Origin of the sequence: Phytopseudomonas daroniae, from assembly GCF_004327275.1 — a bacterium.
In the GTDB taxonomy this organism is placed as follows: Bacteria; Pseudomonadota; Gammaproteobacteria; order Pseudomonadales; family Pseudomonadaceae; genus Aquipseudomonas; species Aquipseudomonas daroniae.
In genome coordinates this window covers 311,767-333,878 of record NZ_QJUJ01000003.1, presented here as the reverse complement: position 1 = coordinate 333,878, position 22,112 = coordinate 311,767, and the positions used below count along the sequence as shown (strand labels likewise).

The 22,112-nt window shown below is 63.0% G+C and carries 18 protein-coding genes; 3 read left to right on the top strand and 15 right to left on the bottom strand.

The annotated features are described in order from the left end of the window. Window positions 1-24: 24 nt before the first annotated feature. From darH to DNK10_RS09480, 4 genes are read right to left on the bottom strand one after another with little or no spacing between them, the layout of a single operon-like run. A complete protein-coding gene (darH, locus tag DNK10_RS09495) occupies window positions 25-1,026 on the bottom strand; it encodes a BtrH-related acyltransferase DarH (RefSeq protein WP_131191366.1) in 1,002 nt (333 codons plus the stop codon). After that, window positions 1,023-1,430, bottom strand: coding sequence for a DarG family dialkylresorcinol biosynthesis protein (locus tag DNK10_RS09490; protein WP_131191365.1), 408 nt, complete (start codon window positions 1,428-1,430; stop codon window positions 1,023-1,025). Before DNK10_RS09490 ends, darH begins: the two co-directional genes overlap by 4 nt. Beyond that, window positions 1,420-2,577, bottom strand: coding sequence for a beta-ketoacyl-ACP synthase III (locus DNK10_RS09485; RefSeq protein WP_131191364.1), 1,158 nt, complete (start codon window positions 2,575-2,577; stop codon window positions 1,420-1,422). Before DNK10_RS09485 ends, DNK10_RS09490 begins: the two co-directional genes overlap by 11 nt. 19 nt (window positions 2,578-2,596) lie before the next feature. Beyond that, complete coding sequence (locus tag DNK10_RS09480) at window positions 2,597-3,514, bottom strand: dialkylrecorsinol condensing enzyme (protein ID WP_131191363.1); 918 nt, start codon at window positions 3,512-3,514, stop codon at window positions 2,597-2,599. Window positions 3,515-3,596: 82 nt separating this feature from the next. Here DNK10_RS09480 and DNK10_RS09475 point away from each other — a divergent pair, with 82 nt between their 5' ends. Further along, window positions 3,597-4,004, top strand: coding sequence for a DUF2141 domain-containing protein (locus DNK10_RS09475; RefSeq protein ID WP_131191362.1), 408 nt, complete (start codon window positions 3,597-3,599; stop codon window positions 4,002-4,004). Window positions 4,005-4,059: 55 nt separating this feature from the next. Further along, window positions 4,060-4,341: a hypothetical protein gene (locus tag DNK10_RS09470; protein WP_131191361.1), complete on the top strand. Its 282-nt coding sequence runs from the start codon at window positions 4,060-4,062 to the stop codon at window positions 4,339-4,341. Between the two features lie 96 nt (window positions 4,342-4,437). Here the strand turns inward: DNK10_RS09470 and DNK10_RS09465 are convergent, their stop codons facing one another. The 6 genes from DNK10_RS09465 to DNK10_RS09440 all read right to left on the bottom strand — a co-directional run bounded on the left by DNK10_RS09465 (window position 4,438) and on the right by DNK10_RS09440 (window position 9,714). Next, window positions 4,438-4,956, bottom strand: coding sequence for a hypothetical protein (locus DNK10_RS09465; protein ID WP_131191360.1), 519 nt, complete (start codon window positions 4,954-4,956; stop codon window positions 4,438-4,440). Between the two features lie 22 nt (window positions 4,957-4,978). Further along, window positions 4,979-6,046 (bottom strand): uroporphyrinogen decarboxylase, encoded by a 1,068-nt coding sequence (gene hemE, locus DNK10_RS09460; protein WP_131191359.1) that lies wholly within the window; start codon window positions 6,044-6,046, stop codon window positions 4,979-4,981. Window positions 6,047-6,164: 118 nt separating this feature from the next. Continuing rightward, complete coding sequence (cynS, locus tag DNK10_RS09455) at window positions 6,165-6,605, bottom strand: cyanase (RefSeq protein WP_131191358.1); 441 nt, start codon at window positions 6,603-6,605, stop codon at window positions 6,165-6,167. Continuing rightward, window positions 6,598-7,506 (bottom strand): ABC transporter ATP-binding protein, encoded by a 909-nt coding sequence (locus tag DNK10_RS09450; RefSeq protein WP_131191357.1) that lies wholly within the window; start codon window positions 7,504-7,506, stop codon window positions 6,598-6,600. The genes cynS and DNK10_RS09450 overlap by 8 nt, the downstream gene beginning before the upstream one ends. 4 nt (window positions 7,507-7,510) lie before the next feature. Then, window positions 7,511-8,347 carry a nitrate ABC transporter permease gene (gene ntrB / locus DNK10_RS09445; protein WP_131191356.1) on the bottom strand — a complete coding sequence of 279 codons (837 nt, stop codon included), beginning with the start codon at window positions 8,345-8,347 and terminating at the stop codon, window positions 7,511-7,513. Continuing rightward, window positions 8,347-9,714 (bottom strand): CmpA/NrtA family ABC transporter substrate-binding protein, encoded by a 1,368-nt coding sequence (locus DNK10_RS09440; protein ID WP_131191355.1) that lies wholly within the window; start codon window positions 9,712-9,714, stop codon window positions 8,347-8,349. Before DNK10_RS09440 ends, ntrB begins: the two co-directional genes overlap by 1 nt. A 269-nt stretch (window positions 9,715-9,983) precedes the next feature. On the opposite strand from DNK10_RS09440, the gene DNK10_RS09435 reads away from it, so the two are divergent. Beyond that, on the top strand, window positions 9,984-11,912 hold the full coding sequence (locus DNK10_RS09435; RefSeq protein ID WP_131191354.1) for a sigma 54-interacting transcriptional regulator: 1,929 nt from the start codon (window positions 9,984-9,986) through the stop codon (window positions 11,910-11,912). Here DNK10_RS09435 and DNK10_RS09430 read toward each other — a convergent pair. The 5 genes from DNK10_RS09430 to aroB form a co-directional block, all read right to left on the bottom strand. Continuing rightward, entirely contained in the window at window positions 11,909-13,009 is a 1,101-nt protein-coding gene (locus DNK10_RS09430; protein ID WP_131191353.1) for a glycerol dehydrogenase, read from the bottom strand. The two genes, DNK10_RS09435 and DNK10_RS09430, sit on opposite strands and share 4 nt — an antisense overlap. 185 nt (window positions 13,010-13,194) lie before the next feature. Next, complete coding sequence (locus tag DNK10_RS09425) at window positions 13,195-14,613, bottom strand: FAD-dependent oxidoreductase (RefSeq protein WP_131191352.1); 1,419 nt, start codon at window positions 14,611-14,613, stop codon at window positions 13,195-13,197. A gap of 117 nt (window positions 14,614-14,730) precedes the next feature. Further along, window positions 14,731-19,179: a glutamate synthase large subunit gene (gene gltB, locus DNK10_RS09420; protein WP_131191351.1), complete on the bottom strand. Its 4,449-nt coding sequence runs from the start codon at window positions 19,177-19,179 to the stop codon at window positions 14,731-14,733. Window positions 19,180-19,411: 232 nt separating this feature from the next. Then, entirely contained in the window at window positions 19,412-20,998 is a 1,587-nt protein-coding gene (locus DNK10_RS09415) for an SPOR domain-containing protein (RefSeq protein ID WP_131191350.1), read from the bottom strand. 7 nt (window positions 20,999-21,005) lie between these two features. Further along, complete coding sequence (gene aroB, locus DNK10_RS09410; RefSeq protein WP_131191349.1) at window positions 21,006-22,112, bottom strand: 3-dehydroquinate synthase; 1,107 nt, start codon at window positions 22,110-22,112, stop codon at window positions 21,006-21,008.

Here is a 22,112-nt window from a genome sequence, read left to right as displayed (position 1 = left end):
CTTACGCCTTACTGCAGCCCTGGCTCAACCCTTGCGCCTGGCCCAGGCCCCGAGTTCTTTCATCAAGACACGTTCCTGGCTGGCAATGCCGCGCAGCCTGTCGGCGATCGGCCTGAAATCCGGCGCTTCTCCTTTGCTACGGCTGGCCCGCACGCACGCCGAGGCGAACTGGCGCCAGTCATCGCCCACCGCAGTCATGCGCACCGAGGCCTCTTGCAGCGTGGCATCACCGATCTTCTCGCCGGCCTCTTGCAGAAAGCTCGCGTACATGAAGCGGAAGCCCGCGCCACCGGTGCCGATTTCTTCCTGCATGCGCACGATATGGGTGAGGTACAAACGATTGTACTTGGCCTGCGCCGGATCGAGCGCCTCGACGCGCTTGGCCAGGTGCCCGATGCCGCGAATGCCGATCCACGGCAATGGCATGCCATCGAGAATGCGCGAGGTGGACAACACACTCTTGCGAATCAGCCGCTCCCAATCCTGATCGGGCGACACATCGTCCAGGTAATACATCAGTCCCTTGGCCGCCAGTGCACCCTTGGCGAAACGCGCCTTCTGCAGATCCTCGGCAGCGCAACGCACCGGCGTCTCGAACACCGGATCGCTGAGCAAGTATTCGTTACCCTCGCGCCCATAGGCCAGCAGGTTGTGGGCATTGAAGTGAAAGCGCATCTCTGGTGGGAAATACGGCAGCCAGAACACCGAGCTTTGCAAACCGGCCAGACGGCCACTGTCGAGCGCAGCGTCCAGGGCAACGCGCCCTTGCTCGGGATTGGAGAAGGTACGACTGGTCAGGCGCACGCCCAGACGCTTGCTCAGGGTCTTGATCAGGTGACGGGGCGGCATGCGGTAGGCAATCAGCGGCATGCCGCCGAGCTTGACGATCGGCAGGTAGGCAAAAGCCAGGCCGGATGCCAGGCCGAACGCCATGGGCTCACTCATCGGCAGGCCGGCATGGGTCAGCAGGCTGGCCATGACGCCGCTTTCGCAGTGGGCGCTCTGGCGGTGCTCGAACGCGCTCATGGCAGTTCTCTCTGGTAGCGACGCAACTCGTCGACGGACAGGCCGAAGGCTTCGGCATAACGAGCCAGCAGCGCGGTGCTCAGGCGCCGGTAGATCTCCGGACGAAAATGCCGGCGCACGCGCCATTGCCAGAGCCCGGCTATCTGCGCCAGCGCCGGCTCATCCATGCGGTAGTGGTACATCAGGTGTTTCAGCGGCGACAGCTCGCCGCGACGCCAGGCCGCTTCGGCCTCGGCCGCCTGGGCCTCGAGCTCGGCCACCGCCAGCTGCGTGGCATAGGCTTCGGGCTCCCAGCCATCGCTCTGGGTACCCTGGTAATGGCCGCTGGCATCCACGGCATAGACCAGTTTGCTGTGGCCGCCATAGGTGGAGCTGTGATCCTGAGGAACCTCGTCAAGCTTCATGGCCGACCACCGTGAGATGCATGAAGGCACTGGAGAAACGCCCGCTTTCCGGCACGTAGCACAGCAGCTTCTGGCCGCTGCGCAGGCGCCCGCCGTTGAACAGCTCGTCGAGGATGATGAAGATCGACGCCGCGCCGGTGTTGCCCTTGCTGGTCAGGTTGGTGAACCAGCGCTCAGTGGGAATCGGCAGGTCGACATTGGCCAGGCCCACGGCCAGGCGTTCGCGGAAGAATTCCGAAGAGTAATGCGGCAGGAACCAGTCGATATCCGCCACGCGCAGCTCACGGCGCGTCATGATCCGCCGCAGCGCCTCTTCCACGGTGTACTTGACGATGTTTTCGTTGAGCAGTTTGACGTCCTGCTTGATCGCCATTACCGACTGCCGCGCGCGCTCATCGGCGTCGTAACGGCTCCAGCCACGCAGGCTGCCGTCTTGCATATCGGCGCCGGCGTACATGCAGGCCGGCATCCGGTCGGCGAACGAGAGGATATCCAGCCAGTCGATGCGCAGGCTCAACCCGCTGGTGTTGGGACGATCCTGCAACAGCACGGCGCCAGCGCCGTCAGACAGCATCCAGCGCAGGAAATCCTTCTCGAAGGCGATTTCCGGATGCGTCTCCAGCTCGTCGACGCGGCTCTCATACTCGGCATTGAAGTTGCGCGCCTGCATCAGCGTCGACGCCACTTCGGAGCCGCAAGCCACGGCGTTGCGGCTTTCGCCACTGGCCACGCTCATCCAGGCGTACTTCAGCGCGGTCATCCCGCACAGGCAGATGCCCGCCGTGGTCACCACCTCGCAAGGCGGGTTGCCCAGTTCGCCGTGCACCATCACGCCGTGGCCGGGCATCATCTGGTCGGGCGAGGAGGTGCTGGCGACCAGGCAATCCAGGCTGTCCAGCGCGAAGCCCGCGCCTGCCAGCCCACGAATCGCCTCGGCGCTGAGCTGCGCATTGCTCATGCTCGGCTCGCCGCTGCGTGGGTCGATGACGTAGTGGCGCTGCTGGATGCCGTTACGGCGCAAAACCAGCTTGCGCGCGCGCGACGGCTTGCCACCGACCATGCCGAGACGAGCTTCCATTTGCTCGTTGTCGACCGGGTCATGGGGCAGGCAAGCACTGATGCGGTTGATGAATACGGGGGTTACCACGGAATTACCTCGAACCACTTCACTCGCCGGACGGGCCGGCGAAGTAGGCCTTTTCACGCTGGATTCGCGCCTTGAACAGCGGGGCCAACACTTTTTTCAACAGGGCACTGATCGGCACCACGGTCAGAATCAGGCAGATCAGGAACACGATGTACACCACCAGCCCGGCGCCACGGCGCTTGCTCTGCTGCGGGCCGAGGGCGGAAAGCAGCCGGCTCCACAGGGTGAAGCTGCGATTGCCGACCTTTTCGCTGGCGATCAGCTTTTCATCCACCTTCACCGCACCCAGGCCGCTGAGCATCGGCTGCTCGATGGGCTGCTCGTCAGCCAGCAGGCGGCGCGCCATGGCATCGCCGAAGCGGCTGGCATCGGCCATTTCCGTCTCGTCGATACCGGCGCGCGGCACCCAGCTGTAAGGTTTCTGTCGACCGGTGAACATCCACAACGGAGTGGCCAGGAAACTCGCCGCCGTGCCGCAGGCATCGGTCAGCACCACATTGTCGACCAGTTTTGCGCCCAACGCCTGCAGGCGCGTCTTGACCTTTTCCTGGGCCATCAGCCACATATTGCGGCAGCCGATCAGGGTCACCACGGGCGTATCCTGCAACAGCCGCGCGGCCTCGGGCGTCGCGAGAAAACTGGTGAACGGCAACGACGGCGACAGAAACCACACCTGATAGGCGAGAATCACCAGGTCGTAATCCTTGTCGGCATCGATTGCCAGCGGCAACAGGGGCTGCGGCTGCATCAGCACGGTTTCCGGGAAGATCCGGAAGAAGCCGAGAAAGGGCCACGGAAAGGGAAAAGGCTTGGCCGGCTCCAGCGCCAGGAAATCCACCTGGATGCCGTCACTCGCCTGCAGGGGCGCACAGACCGATTGCACCAGGCGGTTCAATTGGCCAGTCTGTGAGAAGTGAACGACTAGAACCTGACGCATTTAAAGCGAATCCCTGCAAAATGGGCGGATTATGCCACAGAGAATTCTTCAAATCGTAACCAAAGGCTGTACGGTCTGCGTAGTGGTTCTCCTGCTCGGGTCTTTATCGGCACAGGCGGGCGATCTGCTGATACGCGTGGAGGACAACCAGAGCGCCGCCACGCTGTACCTGGCCTTGGTGGCCGCCGATCAGGAAAGCTGGGAGCCGATGCTGCGTGAGCTGCAGGGCGAAGGGGAGCAACTGATCCTCAAGGACGTGCCGCCCGGACGCTTCGCCCTGCAATTGTTTCAGGACAGCAACGGTAACGGTCGCCTCGACCTCAGCCCACGAGGAATTCCCCTCGAGCCAGTCGGGTTTTCCAGCAACCCGTCACTGTTCAAGGGCAAGCCCAAGCCAAAGGACGCTCAGTTCGAGCACGGTGAAGACGACACCCTGATCAGCGTACGCCTACGCCAGCCCCGGGCAGACAGCAGACCTGCCGCCCTGTGAGCGAGCAGCCTTAGCGGCGCATGCGAGGCGCACTCTGCTACCCCGCCGCCGAGGGATGCCTTCAACGACCAGCGTTGCACCGAAGCGCTGGAGCAGGTGCGACTGCACGGCTGCCGGCAAACTGGCGCACAGCGACCACTGGGAAAACGCCTGCCGCCCCGGCGAACAGCAACGCCTGGCCTTCGCCCACCTGCTGCTGCACCGCCCCGACTACCGGTTCCTCGACGAAGCCACCTTGGCACTGGACAACGCCAACGAAGACAACCTCTGCCTGCTGCTGGCCGAACACCACGATCATCAGCGTGGCGCACCACCAGAACCAGGAGCGTTACCATGACAGAACGTTGTGGTTGGAAGGAAAGTGGACGGCATGGGTCAAGCCAATGGACTTGCGAAAAGATCGGGATCTCGGCTGGGAATCGGCCAAATCCGACTACGAGATCAACCGCGCAATGTTCTTCCTGGAACCCTTGACGAAATAGCGGCGCCCCTGGACATCCTCGACATAGAGCTTCTCGGCTTCCAGCACACTATCTCCAGAGCAATTGCATAAGTGGAAACCATAATCTTCCCGATGGATCAGCATCTCGAATACCTCTCCTTCGGCAAGACGCAGGGCGGAATGCTGAGCCAGCATAGCCTTATCGATCCACACGCCAAGCTGACCTCCACTCTCCTCAGGCGGTTGTATCGGCCGCAATGTGCTGGCCCACTCCCCCTCTCGGCTTGACTTCACCAGGTAGGCGAGCATCACCGGCCGCCTTCCTACATTGACGACACGAATACGCAGGCTTGGATCGGGCTCCAGGCTTCGGGAGTGGTCGTAGTAGATGGACGAATAGGCCTTTATCCGAGCCCGATCCCGCACGACGTTGTATAGGCTGACTCCCATGCTGACGCAGGAAACCAGCAAGGCCAGAAGCGCGATGAAGATACCGGTATCGAAGGACATGCAAGCGCCCCCTCTCGAACGGTCAGCGGTGATACGCCGCCGACAGCTCGTGCACGGCCTCGAGGAAGGCGCCGGCATGGGCCGGATCGACTTCCGGGGTGATGCCGTGCCCCAGGTTGAACACGTGACCGCTGCCAGTGCCGTAACTGGCGAGAATGCGCGCGACCTCGGCGCGAATCGCCGCAGGCTTGGCATACAGCACCGTGGGATCCATGTTGCCTTGCAGCGCCACCTGGGCGCCGACGCGGCTGCGCGCTTCGCCGATGTCACAGCTCCAGTCCAGCCCCAGCGCGTCGGCACCGGTAGCCGCCATCGACTCCAGCCACAACCCGCCATTCTTGGTGAACAGGATCACCGGGATCTTGCGCCCGTCATGCTCGCGGATCAGGCCGTCGACGATCTTCTGCATGTAAGCCAGGGAGAACGTCTGGTAAGCCGCTGACGACAGGTTGCCGCCCCAGGTGTCGAAGATCTGCACTGCTTGCGCGCCCGCGCGAATCTGCCCGTTGAGATAGGCCGTGACCGACTGCGCCAGCTTGTCGAGCAGCGCGTGCATGGCCTGCGGGTTGTCGTAGAGCATGGCCTTGATTTTGCGGAAGTCTTTCGACGAGCCGCCCTCGACCATATAGGTCGCCAGCGTCCACGGGCTGCCCGAGAAACCGATCAGCGGCACCCGGCCACCCAGTGCCGACTTGATGGTACGTACCGCATCCATCACGTAACCGAGATCCTTTTCCGGATCGGGGATCGGTAGCGCGTCGACATCCGCGGCGTTGCTGATCACCTTGCGAAAGCGCGGCCCCTCGCCGGTCTCGAAATACAGCCCCTGGCCCATGGCATGGGGAATGGTGAGGATGTCGGAGAACAGGATCGCCGCGTCCAGCTGCGGATAACGATCCAGCGGCTGCAGGGTGACTTCGCAGGCGAACTCGGGGTTCATCATCAGGCCCATGAAGTCACCGGCCCTGGCGCGACTGGCCCGATACTCCGGCAGATAACGACCGGCCTGACGCATCATCCACACCGGCGTGACGTCGACGGGTTGCTTGAGCAGGGCACGCAGGAAACGGTCGTTCTTCAGGGCAGTCATGGCGGTTCCCGAACACAAGTAATCGATAAAAAAGTGCGGGCATTCTCGCAGAGCGCAAAAAAAAAGGCACGGCGAGTGCCGTGCCTTTCGTCCATCGCGACGATATGCCGCGACTCTGTCACCAGCTTCTGTAGGGTAGAAACTTACCGTTGAGGACGATCTGCACACGGTCGCCCTTCGGGTCGGCGACGCGGGAAATGTCCATGCTGAAGTCGATGGCGCTCATGATGCCGTCGCCGAACTCCTCGTGGATCAGTTCCTTGATGGTCTCGCCGTAGACGTTGATCATCTCGTAGAAGCGATAGATCAGCGGATCGGTGGGGATGGCCTTGTCCCAATGCTTGTGCGGGAAGGCCTGCAGCGCGGCGGAGACCTCCTCGGGCAGCTCGAGCATTTCACACAGAGCGTCGGCCTGGGCCTTGGGCATGCTGTTCATGCCCAGGCAAGCCGAGGTCGTCCACACCGGCGACATGCCGATACCCTGGCCGAGAGCCGCCCAGTCCAGGCCAAGGCGTTCCCTGGCGGCGGTGATGGTGGTGCGCATCTGTTGCTTATCCATGGTGAAGCTCCTTCACGGGGGTCAGTGGTACAACCCTGGCGGCAGCGGCCGGCTCGTCCAGGGCGGGGTTGATCTCGGGCGGAAAGCCCTGCTCGTCGGCGACAGTGCGCCCGCGCAGCTCGTGCGAGCGGTTCACCAGAAAATCCACCAGGTGGTTGCGGATGCGGTAGTACGCCGGGTGGTGGATGACCTGGTCGCGCTGGCGTGGCCGTGGCAGGTCGATGCGCACCGATTCGGCGATGCGCGCCTGCGGGCCGTTGGTCATCAGCAGGATGCGGTCGGAGAGCAGAATCGCCTCGTCGACGTCATGGGTGATCATGAACACCGTCTGCTTGGTGGCGCTCCAGATCTTGAGCAGCTCGTCCTGGATCACCCCGCGGGTCAGGGCATCCAGCGCACCGAAGGGTTCGTCGAGCAGCAACAGTTGCGGCTGGGTGGCGAAGGCGCGGGCAATGCTCACGCGCTGGCGCATGCCGCCGGACAGCTGCGCCGGCTTACGCGCCTCGGAGCCGCCCAGACCGACCATTTCCAGGTACTTGCGGCTGTGCGCACGGCGCTGTTCCTTCGACCAGCCGGGAAAGCGCGCGCGTACGCCGAACTCGACGTTCTCCAGCGCACTGAGCCAGGGCAGCAGGCTGTAGTTCTGGAACACCACACCGCGTTCGAGGCTGGGGCCGGCGACTTCCTTGCCGGCCATCTCCAGCGTGCCTTCGCTGAAGCTGTCCAGCCCGGCCAACGCATTGAGGATGGTGGATTTGCCGCAACCGGAATGGCCGATGATGCAGACGAACTCACCCTGATCGAGACCGAAGCTGACGTCTTCGAATACCGTCAGCGGCTCGCTGCCGGGCTGCGGGAAACGCTTGGCCAGGCGGCGGGCATCGAGAAAATAGCGGGACATGACATCACTCCTGATAGCTGACGAGACGGGCGACGCTGCCCAGCAGAAGGTCGAGCAGCATGCCGACCACGCCGATCATCAGGATCGAGAAGATCACGCTGGCCAGGTTCAGGTTGTTCCACTCGTTCCACACGTAGTAACCGATGCCGGTGCCACCGACGAGCATCTCGGCGGCGACGATCACCAACCAGGCGATGCCCACCGAGATACGCATGCCGGTGAGGATGGTCGGCAGCGCGGCGGGCAGGATCACGCTGAACGCGGTGCGCAGCGGCCCCAGTTCATGGGTGCGGGCGACGTTGATCCAGTCACGGCGTACACCGGCGACACCGAACGCGGTGTTGAGCAGCATCGGCCATACCGAGCAGATGAAGATCACGAAGATCGCCGAGGTCTGCGAATCCTTGATCACGAACAGCGCCAGCGGCATCCAGGCCAGCGGCGAGATCGGTCGCAGGATCTGGATGAAGGGATTGAGCGCGCGATACATCAGTGGCGACATGCCGATGACGAAGCCGACCGGAATCGCCACCAGCGCCGCCAGCAGATAGCCGGTCAGCACCCGGTACAGCGAATGCGCGAGCTGGATGCCGATGCCCTTGTCGTTCGGCCCGTTGTCATAGAACGGCTGACTCAACTCGGCATAGGCATGCGCCAGCACCACCGAAGGCGGCGGCACCCGCGCTTCCTGCTCGGCCTCGCCCATCAGCATGGCGTATTCGTCATCGGCGCTCACCGCCACGCTAGCCGGCGCCCGGCAGAGCACCTCCCAGACGGCGAGCAGCAGTACCAGCAGCAGTGCAGAGAGAATCGCCGCGCGCAGGGAAATGGACGCTTTCATCACGACCTCCGCATGGCAAAGCTGGCCAGGTAACCTTCCGGGTCTGCCGGATCGAACGGCTTGCCCATCACGCTGAAGGACTTGTAGGCATCCGCCGGCACCGGCAGACCGAGGTCGCTCATCACCTTGCCGGCATCGGCCGCGAGGAATACCCGCTCGGCGATGTTGCGGTAATCGACATCACCCTGCAGGTAACCCCAGCGCTTCATCTGGGTGAGAATCCACACCGCCATCGACTGCCAGGGGAAGGGGTCGAAGTCGATACGCTGCGGCTCGTCATGGATATTGCCCAGGCCATCGGCGTAGCGTCCGCTGAGCACCTGCTGCACCACCGGCACCGGCTGGTTGAGGTAATTACGGGTAGAGATCGCCTCGGCCACTTCCTTGCGATTCTCGGCCTTGGAGGAATACTGCGTGGCGTCGATCAGCGCATGCAGCAGCGCGCCATAGGTATTGGGATTCTCGCTGGCGAAGCGCTGGCTGCAGGCGAAGGCGCAGCACGGGTGGCCCGGCCACAGCTCCTTGGTCAGCAGATGGATGAAGCCGACCTTCTCCCACACCGCGCGCTGGTTGAACGGATCCGGCGAGAGGAAACCGTCGAGGTTGCCGGCACGCAGGTTGGCGACCATCTCCGGTGGCGGCACCACGCGGATCTGGATGTCGCGATCCGGATCCAGGCCATGCTCGGCGACGTAATAGCGCAGCAGGAAGTTGTGCATCGAGTACTCGAACGGCACACCGAAACGCATGCCCTTCCACAGCTTCGGATCGCGCTTGTCCTGATGCTGCATGCCCAGCACGATGGCCTGGCCGTTGATGTTCTCCAGCGCCGGCATGACGAAAGGCGTCTGCGTCGAACCCAGGCCAAGAGTGATGGCCAGCGGCATCGGCGAGAGCATGTGCGAGGCGTCGTACTCGCCGGCCAGCGACTTGTCGCGCGCCACGGCCCAGCCCGCGGTCTTCACCGTTTCCACGTCCAGCCCGTACTTGGCGTAGAAGCCCATCGGCTCGGCCATGATGATCGGCGTGGCGCAGGTAATGGGCACGAAGCCGATCTTCAGGCGCGTTTTCTCCAGCGGGCCGAGGCTGTCCTTGACCGCGGCCTTGACCGCATCCAGCGGGATCAGGCTGCCAAGGATCGCCGCCGCGACGCCGCCGCCGATCAGCCCCATGAAACTGCGCCGGGAGCACTCGTCATGGCCGAACATGCCACGCACGATGGCATTCTCCACGGCGCGATCGAGCATTTCCTCGCTGCTCGAAGGCAGCGCGCTGGCACTGGGCGTGCAGCGCTGACAGGCACACCCGGCGGCGTGGGACAGCTCGCTGTCGGGGCTGAATGGATCGTCCAGGCTGTTGACGCTCATCGTGATCACTCCTGCGATGGCCTGCCCCAAATTGGTGAGGCGGGCACTGACTGGGCTGGGCCATTGGCGGCAGGTTCATATCAGCTATTGCAGGAGCTGTACCAGCTCGAATAATCACATAAGAGATTGATAAATAATAATTTTTATAGGTTTTAAAAATAACGAAATATCGTAATAAACGATATTTCGTCACAGCAAAAAACGACTATTCGTCAAATGGCACGACCCTTGATAGAACCTGAGCAAGGTAAAGCCATACGGACACCACCATGCCCGACCCAACCACGGCGAGCACATTGCTGCTGCGCCATATGCAAAGCGCCAGCCTGGTCATCGACCCGACGAGCGATCGCATCCTGCATGCCAACCCTGCCTGCAGCGAGTTGCTCGGCTGGCCGATGAACGCGTTGCTCACGCAACGCGCCAGCCGCCTCTGGGCTCACGACCTGGGCTCTCTGGTGACCTTCACCGAGGAGGTGCAGGTACGCGGCCATGCCTGGCGCGACGGCCTGGGCCTGCTGCGCCGGGATGGCGAACGATTGGAGGTGGAAATCAGTGGGAGCCGTCTGCAGCATGATGGCGCCACCCTGCTCGGCCTGCTGATTCAGGAACGCCGTCGGCTCGACGCCCTGCGCGGGCTGGCCGAAGCCGAACGTTATCAGCGCCAGGGCTTGCTGGAGTGGCAGGGGGTCGAACGCATCTTCCGCCAGTTCGAACGGCAGAACCATCTGATCCTCGGCGCTGCCGGCGAGGGCATCTACGGCGTCAACCGTGACGGCGAAACCACCTTCGTCAATCCCGCCGCCGAACGTATTCTCGGCTGGCGCGGCGAAGACCTGATCGGCCACAACATTCACGATCTCATCCACCACCACCATCCGGATGGCAGCGCCTACGACGGCCACACCTGCCCCATCTACGCCGCGTTCAACGACGGCGAGGTGCATCAGGTGGCGGACGAGGTGTTCTGGAACAAGGACGGCAAACCGATCCCGGTGGAATACACCAGCACGCCGCTACGCGACGACGGCGAACTGGTCGGTGCGGTGGTGGTGTTCCGCGACATCAGCGAGCGTCTGGAGACCGAGCGCAGGCTGCGCCAGGCGCTGAGCGAGGTGCAACAGCTCAAGCAGCGCCTGGAGCTGGAGAACGCCTACCTGCAGGAAGAGATTCGTGGCGAATACGCCCAGCACGATCTGGTTGGGCGCAGCGCAGCGATGCAGCAGGTGATCCACCAGATCGAGCTGGTCGCCCCCACCGGCGCCAACGTGCTGATCACCGGCGAATCGGGCACCGGCAAGGAACTGATCGCCCGCGCCATCCACGACAACAGTGGCCGCAGCCGTCGGCCACTGATTCGGGTGAACTGCGCCGCAGTGCCACGCGAGCTGTTCGAGAGCGAGTTCTTCGGCCATATCCGCGGCGCCTTCACCGGCGCGCTGAACGATCGGGTCGGGCGTTTCGAACTGGCCGATGGCGGCACGCTGTTTCTCGACGAAGTCGGCGAAATCCCTCTGGAGCTGCAAAGCAAGCTGCTGCGCGTACTGCAGGAACAGCAACTGGAACGGGTCGGCGATACGCGCACGCGTCAGGTCGACGTACGGGTGATCGCCGCCACCAACCGCGACCTGCGCCAGGAGGTGCGCGCCGGGCGTTTCCGCGAAGACCTGTACTTTCGCCTGAATGTCTTTCCCATCGAGTCGGCACCGCTGCGTCAACGCCCGGAGGATATCCCGCCCCTGGCGCAACATTTTCTCGAGCGCGTCTGCCGTCAGTTGAATCGTCCGCAGCCCAGCCTGCGTCTGGCCGATATCCAGCACCTGCAGGCCTACTCCTGGCCGGGCAACATCCGTGAGTTGGAGAATCTGATCGAGCGCGCCGTGATCATCTCACCCGGCACGCGCTTACGCCTGGATCTGCCCAGCGAAAGTCCGGATGAGCTACCGGGGCCCCCGCCGAGAGAACAGGACACGCGCATCCTCACACAAGGCGAGCTACGCCGACAAACGCGCGACAACCTGATCACCGCGCTCAGCGCCTGTGCCGGCAAGATAGCCGGCGCTCAAGGCGCGGCTCGCCTCCTTGATCTCAAGCCCACTACCTTGCGCTCGCGCCTGGATAGTTTCGCCATTGACCCTCGCGACTATCGTCCACAACCGGCCCGGCGCCGCGAGTACATCGCCACCGATCAAACCTAGCGTAGCAGCGCCTTGCACCGATACCCTTGCGCATCGGCGGTGCGCATGGCAGCGAGCACGCTTGCTGCATCCACCGCGAAGGGTTCGTTGTGGATACTTTCACCCGCTGCACAGGCGAGCTCGGCGACGCGCAACAGGTCGGCATCGCTGACCTCGGGCAGGCCGATGTCGGCCAGCGTGACCGGCAGGCCAACGGCGAGGCAGAAATCGTAGACCTCATCGATCAGCGCCGGCGCGCTATCGCGCAACATCAGCATGCTCAGCACGCCGAAGGTGACTTTCTCGCCATGCCAGTAGGCATGCGTACCTTCAAGGGCCGTGAAGCCATTGTGAATCGCGTGGGCAGCGGCCAGGCCGCCACTCTCGAAACCCAGGCCGGAAAGCAGCGTATTGGCCTCGATGACATGCTCCAGCGCGGGCGTCACCACCTGCTGGCGACAAGCCTGCAGTGCCAGGGGCCCGTACTCCAGCAACGTGTCGTAGCAGAAGCGCGCCAGCGCATGGGCCGTACGCGGCCCCTGGCGGCCGGTCATGTTCGCGGCGCCACTGATGCGGCAATCCTCGGCCTCGAACCAGGTAGCCAGGGCATCGCCCATACCGGAAACCAGGAAGCGCACCGGCGCCTGGGCGATCACCTGGCTGTCAACCAGCACCAGATCCGGGTTACGCGGTAGCACCAGATAACGCTTGAAGGCGCCCTCGGCGGTGTAGATCACCGACAGCGCGCTGCACGGCGCATCGCTGGAGGCCAGAGTCGGCGCCACCGCTACGGGCAGACCCAGCTCATGGGCGAGGGCCTTGGCAGTGTCCAGCGCCTTGCCGCCGCCCATGCCGAGGATCACCTCGGGTTTGCCCTGTTGCGCCAACGCTACCAGCCGGGCGATTTCCTCGTCACTGCACTCACCGGCAAAACGCACGCGCTGACAATCGAGATGACCAGCGCAGGTCTTTTCCAGCAGATCGCCCAGATGATCGTCGGCGAAGGGGTCGAGCAACGCCAACGCCTTGCCGCCGAAGCGCGACAGTTCGACACCGAGTTGCTCGAGCGCACCGCGGCCCTGCACATAACGGGATGGAAAGATGGCAGTAGTCAGCATGGGAACCTCCAGAGAAAACCCTGGAGGTACTGTAAAGGCGCGATGAACGCGGCGTATTGCCTCAGGTCAGCTAAGAACCGGTTCAAAATCTGCTGCGCGTCGGCACTGCTGCGTTAAAAACAGGCTCTAGAGGGCCAGAAACGACGAGGCCGGCATACTGCCGGCCTCGTCGGAAGGCGTACTGCTCAGACACCGAGGTAGTCGAGAATCCCTTCCGCCGCATTGCGGCCTTCGTAGATGGCCGTTACCACCAGGTCGGAACCGCGCACCATGTCACCACCGGCGAACACCTTCGGATTGCTGGTCTGGTGCTTGAAGGTGGCCTTTTCCGGCGCGACCACACGACCCTGGGTGTCGATACGGATATCGAACTCCTCGAACCAGGGCGCCGGGCTCGGGCGGAACCCGAAGGCGATCAGCACCGCTTCCGCCGGGATGATCTCTTCGGAACCCGGGATCGGCTCGGGGCTGCGACGGCCACGGGCATCCGGCTCGCCGAGACGGGTCTCGACCACCTTCACGCCTTCGACCTTGTCCTCGCCGACGATGGCGATGGGCTGGCGGTTGAAGAGGAACTTCACGCCCTCTTCCTTGGCATTCTTCACTTCCTTGCGCGAGCCCGGCATGTTCGCTTCGTCACGGCGATAGGCGCAGGTCACGGCCTTGGCACCCTGGCGGATCGAGGTACGGTTGCAGTCCATCGCGGTGTCACCACCGCCGAGAACCACGACGCGCTTGCCCCTCATGTCGACGAAGTCTTCCGGCGCTTTCTCGAAACCGAGGTTGCGATTGACGTTGGCGATCAGGAAATCCAGCGCATCGTGTACGCCCGGCAGATCTTCGCCCGGGAAACCGCCCTTCATGTAGGTGTAGGTACCCATGCCCATGAACACGGCATCGTACTCATCCAGCAGTTGCTGGAGAGTGATGTCCTTGCCCACGTCGGTGTTCAGGCGAAACTCGATGCCCATGCCGGTGAAAACTTCGCGACGATTGCTCAGCACGCTCTTTTCCAGCTTGAACTCGGGAATGCCGAAGGTCAGCAGACCGCCGATTTCCGGGTTCTTGTCGAACACCACGGGGGTCACGCCGTTGCGCACCAGAACATCGGCACAGCCCAGGCCTGCGGGGCCGGCACCGATCACCGCGACACGCTTGCCGGTCGGTTTGACCTTGGACATGTCCGGACGCCAGCCCATGGCGAAGGCGGTGTCGGTGATGTACTTCTCCACCGAACCGATGGTCACTGCGCCGAAGCCGTCGTTGAGGGTGCAGGCACCTTCGCACAGGCGATCCTGCGGGCACACGCGGCCACAGACTTCCGGCAGGGTGTTGGTCTGGTGGCTGAGCTCGGCAGCGGCCAGAATGTTGCCCTCGGAGACCAGCTTCAACCAGTTGGGGATGAAGTTGTGTACAGGGCACTTCCACTCGCAGTATGGGTTGCCGCAGCCCAGGCAGCGGTGCGCCTGGTCGCCGGCCTGGGCCGGCTTGAAGGTGTCGTAGATCTCGACGAATTCTTTCTTGCGCTGACGCAGCAGCTTCTTCTTCGGGTCTTTGCGCCCGACCTCGATGAACTGGAAGTCGTTATTCAGACGTTCAGCCATGTCATAAACCTCTTAACAGCGGCGGCAAGCTTCAAGCTGCAAGCCGCAAGACAATCACGGTGGCCGGCATGCCTCTGCTCCTAACTTGCAGCTTGAGGCTTGCCACTTGCAGCTGTTTTATTGCGGGTTGGCTCGGATGCTGGAGAGCAGCGACTTGAGGTTCGCGGCCTTCGGCTTCACCAGCCAGAACTTGCGCAGGTAGTCGTCCAGGTTCTCCAGCAGATTACGGCCCCACTCGCTCGATGTCTCTTCGACGTACTCGGCCAACACACGCTCCAGGTGGCTACGGTAAGCCTCCATGGACTCGTTGTTGATCCGCTGGATTTCCACCAGCTCGTGGTTGACCCGGTCATAGAAGCTGTTGTCCAGGTCGAGCACATAGGCGAAACCACCGGTCATGCCGGAGCCGAAGTTGTAGCCGGTCTTGCCCAGCACGCAGACGAAACCGCCGGTCATGTACTCGCAGCAGTGGTCACCCACACCTTCCACCACCGCGTGGGCGCCGGAGTTGCGTACCGCGAAACGCTCACCGGCGGTACCGGCCGCGAACAGCTTGCCGCCGGTAGCGCCGTACAGGCAGGTGTTGCCGATGATGGCGCTTTCCTGGGTTTTGAACGGGCTGCCCTTCGGCGGCACGACCACCAGCTTGCCAGCGGTCATGCCCTTGCCGACGTAATCGTTGGCATCGCCTTCGAGGTACAGGTTCAGGCCGCCGGCGTTCCACACGCCAAAGCTCTGCCCGGCAGTACCTTTGAAACGGAAGGTGATCGGCGCCTTGACCATGCCCTGGTTGCCATGCACCCGAGCGATTTCGCCGGATATGCGAGCACCGATGGAGCGGTCGCAGTTGCAGATGTCCAGTTCGTACTCGCCACCGCTGGCGCTGTCGATCGCCGACTTGGCCATGGACAGCATCTCTTCGGCCAGCAGGCCCTGGTCGAACGGCGGGTTGCGGTCGACCTCACAGAACTGCGGCTTGTCCGCGGGAATGTGATCGCTGCCGAGCAACGGGGTCAGATCCAGGTGGTTCTGCTTGGCGGTTTCGCCCGGCAGGATTTCCAGCAGATCGGTACGCCCGATCAGCTCGCCCAGACTGCGCACGCCCAGCTTGGCCAGCCACTCGCGGGTTTCTTCGGCAACGTAGGTGAAGAAATTCACCACCATGTCGACGGTGCCGATGAAGTGATCCTTGCGCAGCTTGTCGTTCTGCGTGGCCACGCCGGTGGCGCAGTTGTTCAGGTGGCAGATGCGCAGGTATTTGCAGCCCAGGGCAACCATTGGCGCGGTACCGAAGCCGAAGCTTTCGGCGCCGAGGATGGCGGCCTTGATCACGTCCAGGCCGGTTTTCAGGCCACCGTCGGTCTGCACCCGCACCTTGCCGCGCAGGTCGTTGCCGCGCAGGGTCTGGTGGGTTTCCGCCAGGCCCAGTTCCCACGGCGCGCCGGCGTACTTGATCGACGTCAGCGGCGAAGCGCCGGTGCCGCCGTCGTAACCGGAAATGGTGATCAGGTCGGCGTAGGCCTTGGCGACACCGGCCGCGATGGTGCCGACGCCCGCTTCGGATACCAGCTTGACCGACACCAGGGCACTGGGGTTGACCTGCTTGAGGTCATAGATCAGCTGAGCCAGATCTTCGATCGAATAGATATCGTGGTGCGGCGGCGGCGAAATCAGCGTCACACCCGGTACCGCATAGCGCAGTTTGGCGATCAGGCCGTTGACCTTGCCACCCGGCAACTGGCCGCCTTCGCCCGGCTTGGCACCCTGAGCCACCTTGATCTGCAGCACTTCGGCATTGACCAGGTATTCCGGGGTGACCCCGAAACGGCCCGTGGCGATCTGCTTGATCTTGGAGCTCTTGATGGTGCCGTAGCGCGCCGGGTCTTCACCGCCCTCACCGGAGTTGGAGCGCGCACCGAGGCGGTTCATCGCTTCGGCCAGGGCTTCGTGAGCCTCCGGCGACAGCGCGCCCAGGGAGATACCGGCGGCATCGAAACGCTTGAAGATCGACTCCAGCGGCTCGACTTCGTCCAGAGCCAGCGGCGTATCGGCCAGCTTGACCTGCAACAGGTCGCGCAGCATCGACACCGGGCGGGTATCCACCAGCTTGGTGTATTCCTTGAAGGTTTCGTAGCTGCCCTGCTTCACCGCCGCCTGCAGGGTGTTGACCACATCCGGGTTGTAGGCGTGGTACTCGCCACCGTATACGAACTTCAGCAGGCCGCCCTGCTGGATCGCCTTGCGGTTGTTCCAGGCTTCGCCCGCCAGTGCCTTCTGCTCGGCTTCCAGGTCGACGAAACGCGCGCCCTTGAGGCGGCTCGGCACACCACGGAAGCACAGGCCGGTGACCTCGTCGGCCAGGCCGACCGCTTCGAACAGCTGAGCACCGCGGTAGGAGCCGACGGTGGAGATGCCCATCTTCGAGAGGATCTTCAGCAGGCCCTTGGAAATGCCCTTGCGGTAATACTTGAAGACTTCGTACAGATCGCCCAGCACTTCACCGGTACGGATCAGATCGCCCAGCACTTCATAGGCCAGGAACGGATACACCGCCGAAGCGCCGAAACCGATCAGCACCGCGTAATGATGAGGGTCACGGGCGGTGGCGGTTTCCACCAGGATGTTGCAGTCGCAACGCAGACCGGTCTCGGTCAGACGGTGGTGCACCGCACCGGTGACCAGCGCGGCATGAGCCGGCAGCTTGCCCGGCGCGATGTGACGGTCGCTCAGTACCAGCAGCACCTTGCCGGCGCGCACGGCTTCCTCGGCCTGATCGGCCATGTTGCGCACGGCCGCTTCCAGGCCGATCGACTCGTCGTAGTTGAGGTCGATGATCTGCCGCTCGAAACCTGGGCGCTCCAGGTTCATCAGGGTGCGCCATTTGGCCGGGGAGATCACCGGCGAGCTGAGGATCACCCGCGAGGCGTGTTCCGGCGACTCGTCGAAGATGTTGCGCTCGGCACCGAGGCAGATCTCCAGCGACATGACGATAGCTTCGCGCAGCGGGTCGATCGGCGGGTTGGTGACCTGCGCGAACTGCTGGCGGAAATAGTCGTACGGCGAGCGCACGCGCTGGCTCAGCACGGCCATCGGCGTATCGTCGCCCATGGAGCCGACCGCTTCCTGGCCCTGCTCGGCGAGCGGACGCAGCACCTGGTCACGCTCCTCGAAGGTGACCTGGAACATCTTCATGTACTGCTTGAGCTGATCCGCCTCGTAGAAGGCCGAACCATGGTCGTTGTCTTCCATGGTCGCCTGGATACGCAGCGCGCTCTTGCGCAGCCACTGCTTGTAGGGGTGGCGGGACTTGAGGCGATTGTCGATGTCGTCGGTGGTCAGCACCTGACCGGTTTCGGTATCGACGGCAAGGATCTGACCCGGCCCGACACGGCCCTTGGCGACCACGTCTTCGGGCTGGTAATTCCACACGCCGATTTCCGAGGCCAGGGTGATGTAACCATTGGTGGTGGTCACCCAACGCGCCGGGCGCAGGCCGTTGCGGTCGAGCAGGCACACGGCGTGGCGGCCATCGGTCAGCACTACGCCGGCCGGGCCATCCCAGGGCTCCATGTGCATGGAGTTGTATTCGTAGAACGCCCGCAGGTCGGCGTCCATGGTTTCGACGTTCTGCCAGGCTGGCGGAATGATCATGCGCACGCCGCGGAACAGGTCGATGCCGCCAGTGACCATCAGCTCGAGCATGTTGTCCATGCTCGAGGAGTCGGAGCCCACGCGGTTGACCAGCGGGCCGAGCTCTTCGAGGGCAGGAATCTGACCATTCTCGAACTTGGTACGGCGTGCCTGTGCCCAGTTACGGTTACCGGTGATGGTGTTGATCTCGCCATTGTGGGCGAGGAAACGGAACGGCTGAGCCAGCGGCCACTTCGGCAGGGTGTTGGTGGAGAAGCGCTGGTGGAACACACAGATCGCGGTCTGCAGGCGCTCGTCACCCAGATCCGGGTAGAACTGCTGCAGGTCGGCCGGCATCATCAGGCCTTTATAGATGATGGTCTTGTGCGAGAAGCTGCAGATGTAGTGATCGCTGTCCGCGGCATTGGCCACCGAAGAGCGGCGACGGGCGCAGAACAGCTTGATGGCGAAGTCCTGATCGCTCAGGCCATCGGCGCTGATGAATACCTGCTCGATCTGCGGCAGGCGCTCCAGGGCCAGGCGGCCGAGTACGCTGGTATCGATCGGCACCTTGCGCCAGCCGACCAGGGTCAGGCCGGCGGCCTGGATCTCGCGATTCATGTTGTCGCGGGCAGCGCTGGCCTTGGTTTCGTCCTGATTGAGAAAGACCATGCCCACGGCATACTGCTTGGGCAGTTCGACGCCGAAGGTGTCCTTGGCGACGGCGCGCAGGAACAGATCGGGCTTTTGAATCAGCAAACCACAGCCATCACCCGTCTTGCCGTCGGCATTGATGCCGCCACGGTGGGTCATGCAGGTCAGTGCTTCTATCGCCGTCTGCAACAGGTGATGGCTGGCCTCACCCTGCATGTGCGCGATCAGGCCGAAGCCGCAGTTATCCTTGAACTCATCAGGATGGTATAGACCTGCTTTCATAGGGAACTCTCACCAGACTGCCTTACTCGGCATTTTTCTTTCTAATTCAATCAATTACCCTGCGCGCAGGTCGATGCGCCCGGCTTTACGCAGGCAAACGGAGGCCATTGTACATAGCGGGATAAGCGTCACAAAGAACAATGTGACGAAAAACCGGAATAAAATGTCGCAAAAATGAAAGAGAGCCCGTCACATGGGCAGATGACTGCCCCCAGTGACGGGCCTGACTCTGTCAGGGCGCCATCTCTTGAGTGACACTGGCGAAGGTTTTCGGCCAGGGCTTACCGGCCTGAACCTTGGCCGGCAGGGTCTTCACGGCTGCCTGGGCAGCATCGCGGCTGGCAAAACTACCATAAGTGATGACGAAAAGCGGCTTGCCCTGGTGCATCTTCTTGAAATACCGGTATTGCGCGCCATTCTGGCTGACGAAGGAACGCGCACTGCTTTCCGTACTGGTACCAAGAATCTGCAGGGTGTAGTGGCTCTTGGTCTGTGCCGCATACCAGCCACTGTCTTGCGCTGCGCTGGCCGTCGCAGGCGCCTGAGCTGCAGGCGTCGGCCTGGACGCTGGTGCCGGCGGTGACACTGGCTTGGGCTGTTCAACAGGCTTGGGTTGCTGCGCGACCGGCTGGGACGCTTGGGGAGCCGGCGTGGCGGGCGGGGTCGGCTGCGACGCCACCGGAGGAACGGTCACCGGCGTGCTTGTCACTGGCTCGGGCAACTCGACATTGGCCTCACCGTCCGTTTCTCCCGCAGCCTGCGCCAGCGGCTGACGAATCACCGGTTGCGACTGCCCGACCAGGGGCAAGGGCAGCGGCTGATTGCCACCGGCAAACTCGATGGCCGGACGACCATCGGCGCCCTGTTCGGCACCAGGCTGGGTCGCCTGCGCTTCGGGTTGCTGTTGCGGCTGCTGCGAAGCGCCAATAGGCAGTTGCGCTTGAGGGGCCGGAGCATCCGTGGAATCCGAGCGCCCCTGCATCAGCAAGGCCGCGACCACACCGATACCAATCACACCCAACGCCAGCAGATGTTTTTTCGGCAGATTGAAGGAGAAACCGCCACCCTTCGCCGCCCCACGGCGCGACGCCATGGCATCGATCAGGACATCACGTGCCACCCGGTTGATTTCACCCGGCCAGCCACCGGAACGCTCGTGGATCAGTTCGATCTGCTCATCGGAAAACAGCTCGATGCCCTGAGCAGCGCCGTCCAGACGCAGCGCCAGATACTCGCGCGTCTCATCCTCGGTGTAGGGCTGCAGCTCGATGACGTGGAACACTTCCTCTGCATCGGCCAAGGCATCCAGGCGCGAGATGAGATCGCTATCGGCAAACAGAAAGACATGGGGGCGCCCTTCCGAATCACCCTGAGCCAGCACCAGCAAAGCCTCCAGCGCAGCCTCACTGAGCTCTTCGGCATCATCGATCAGCAGGTAAACTTCCTGCCCCGTCAGCGACAGCTGGCCAACCTGGGCCAGCAACGACGCGCGATCCGTCTGCTGGGTATTGAGACCCTGAGCGATATGGCGCATCAATGTCGCCGGGTCGGCAGCCCCCTGAGCGGAAACCACCACGTTGTGCACGGCCTGTTTGTTGGTGCTGGCGACCAGCGCCTGCCGCAACAGGGTCTTGCCACTGCCCTCGGGCCCCGTCACCACCAGCAGCAGTTGACTGTAGCGAGCCAGGTGGTGCAATTGCCCAAGCACGGGCTTGCGCTGCGCCGGGAAGAACTTGAAGCCCGGCACCCGCGCCGCGAAGGGATCGTGGGTGAACTGGTAGTGGTCGAGAAACGCTTCGTCGGCGTGCAAACTGGTCATTGAATACTCACTGATTGTTAAGCCGAGCCACCAGCGCCGGGTAGTCGGCGGCCAGAGTGGCATTCAAGATGTCTCGCGGGTAATCACTGGTCACTACCGCTTCGCCCAGCGAACGCAGCAGCACCAGGCGCAACTGGCCATCCAGTACTTTCTTGTCGACAGCCATGTGCTCAAGAAAATCCGCAGGGGTCATTTCCTGCGGCGGCACGACAGGCAGGCCTGCCGCCAGAAACAGGCGAATGCCCCGGTCGCGTTCATCGGCAGTGATCCAGCCCAGGCGATGAGACATCTCCAGGGCCATCGCCGTTCCCGCGGCTACCGCTTCACCGTGCAACCAGACGCCATAGCCCATATGGGTCTCGATGGCGTGACCGAAGGTATGCCCGAGATTCAGGGTAGCGCGTACGCCGGTTTCCCGTTCGTCGGCCCCGACCACACGCGCCTTGGCTGCACAGGAGCGCTCGATGGCCAGAGTCAATGCCACCTGATCCAGGCCGCGCAACGCAGCCATGTTCTTCTCGAGCCAACCGAGAAAAGCCTCGTCACAGATCAGGCCATACTTGATCACTTCAGCCAGCCCTGCCGACAACTCGCGTGGCGGTAGAGTATCCAGGCTGCGCGTATCGATCAGCACCGCCTGAGGCTGATAGAAGGCCCCGACCATGTTCTTGCCGAGTGGATGGTTGATACCGGTCTTGCCGCCTACCGAAGAATCGACCTGGGACAGCAGCGTCGTAGGGATCTGGATGAAGTTCACGCCACGCTGATAGCAGGCCGCCGCGAACCCGGCCATATCGCCGATTACACCGCCACCCAGCGCGATGACCGTGGTACGACGATCATGTCGCGCCCCGAGCAACCCGTCGAAGATGGCCTGCAGGGTTTCCCAGTTCTTGAAGGCTTCACCATCGGGCAGCACGATCGAGGTGACGCGATAATCCGCAAGAGTCGCTTCCAGCGCAGCCAGATACAAGGGTGCGATAGTCTGGTTGGTGACGATTGCCACCTGGCGACCCACGATATGCGGCGCCAGCAGATCGGCACGACCGAGCAGGTCAGCACCGATATGAATGGGGTAGCTGCGCTCGGCGAGATCGACATGAAGTGTTTGCAT

Coding starts and splice junctions, on each gene's coding strand:
- darH (WP_131191366.1), bottom strand. CDS start 1,026: ATGAGCGCGTTCGAGCACCGCCAGAGCGCCCACTGCGAAAGCGGCGTC.
- DNK10_RS09490 (WP_131191365.1), bottom strand. CDS start 1,430: ATGAAGCTTGACGAGGTTCCTCAGGATCACAGCTCCACCTATGGCGGC.
- DNK10_RS09480 (WP_131191363.1), bottom strand. CDS start 3,514: ATGCGTCAGGTTCTAGTCGTTCACTTCTCACAGACTGGCCAATTGAAC.
- DNK10_RS09470 (WP_131191361.1), top strand. CDS start 4,060: ATGCCTTCAACGACCAGCGTTGCACCGAAGCGCTGGAGCAGGTGCGAC.
- DNK10_RS09465 (WP_131191360.1), bottom strand. CDS start 4,956: ATGTCCTTCGATACCGGTATCTTCATCGCGCTTCTGGCCTTGCTGGTT.
- hemE (WP_131191359.1), bottom strand. CDS start 6,046: ATGACTGCCCTGAAGAACGACCGTTTCCTGCGTGCCCTGCTCAAGCAA.
- cynS (WP_131191358.1), bottom strand. CDS start 6,605: ATGGATAAGCAACAGATGCGCACCACCATCACCGCCGCCAGGGAACGC.
- DNK10_RS09450 (WP_131191357.1), bottom strand. CDS start 7,506: ATGTCCCGCTATTTTCTCGATGCCCGCCGCCTGGCCAAGCGTTTCCCG.
- ntrB (WP_131191356.1), bottom strand. CDS start 8,347: ATGAAAGCGTCCATTTCCCTGCGCGCGGCGATTCTCTCTGCACTGCTG.
- DNK10_RS09440 (WP_131191355.1), bottom strand. CDS start 9,714: ATGAGCGTCAACAGCCTGGACGATCCATTCAGCCCCGACAGCGAGCTG.
- DNK10_RS09435 (WP_131191354.1), top strand. CDS start 9,984: ATGCCCGACCCAACCACGGCGAGCACATTGCTGCTGCGCCATATGCAA.
- DNK10_RS09430 (WP_131191353.1), bottom strand. CDS start 13,009: ATGCTGACTACTGCCATCTTTCCATCCCGTTATGTGCAGGGCCGCGGT.
- DNK10_RS09425 (WP_131191352.1), bottom strand. CDS start 14,613: ATGGCTGAACGTCTGAATAACGACTTCCAGTTCATCGAGGTCGGGCGC.
- gltB (WP_131191351.1), bottom strand. CDS start 19,179: ATGAAAGCAGGTCTATACCATCCTGATGAGTTCAAGGATAACTGCGGC.
- DNK10_RS09415 (WP_131191350.1), bottom strand. CDS start 20,998: ATGACCAGTTTGCACGCCGACGAAGCGTTTCTCGACCACTACCAGTTC.
- aroB (WP_131191349.1), bottom strand. CDS start 22,112: ATGCAAACACTTCATGTCGATCTCGCCGAGCGCAGCTACCCCATTCAT.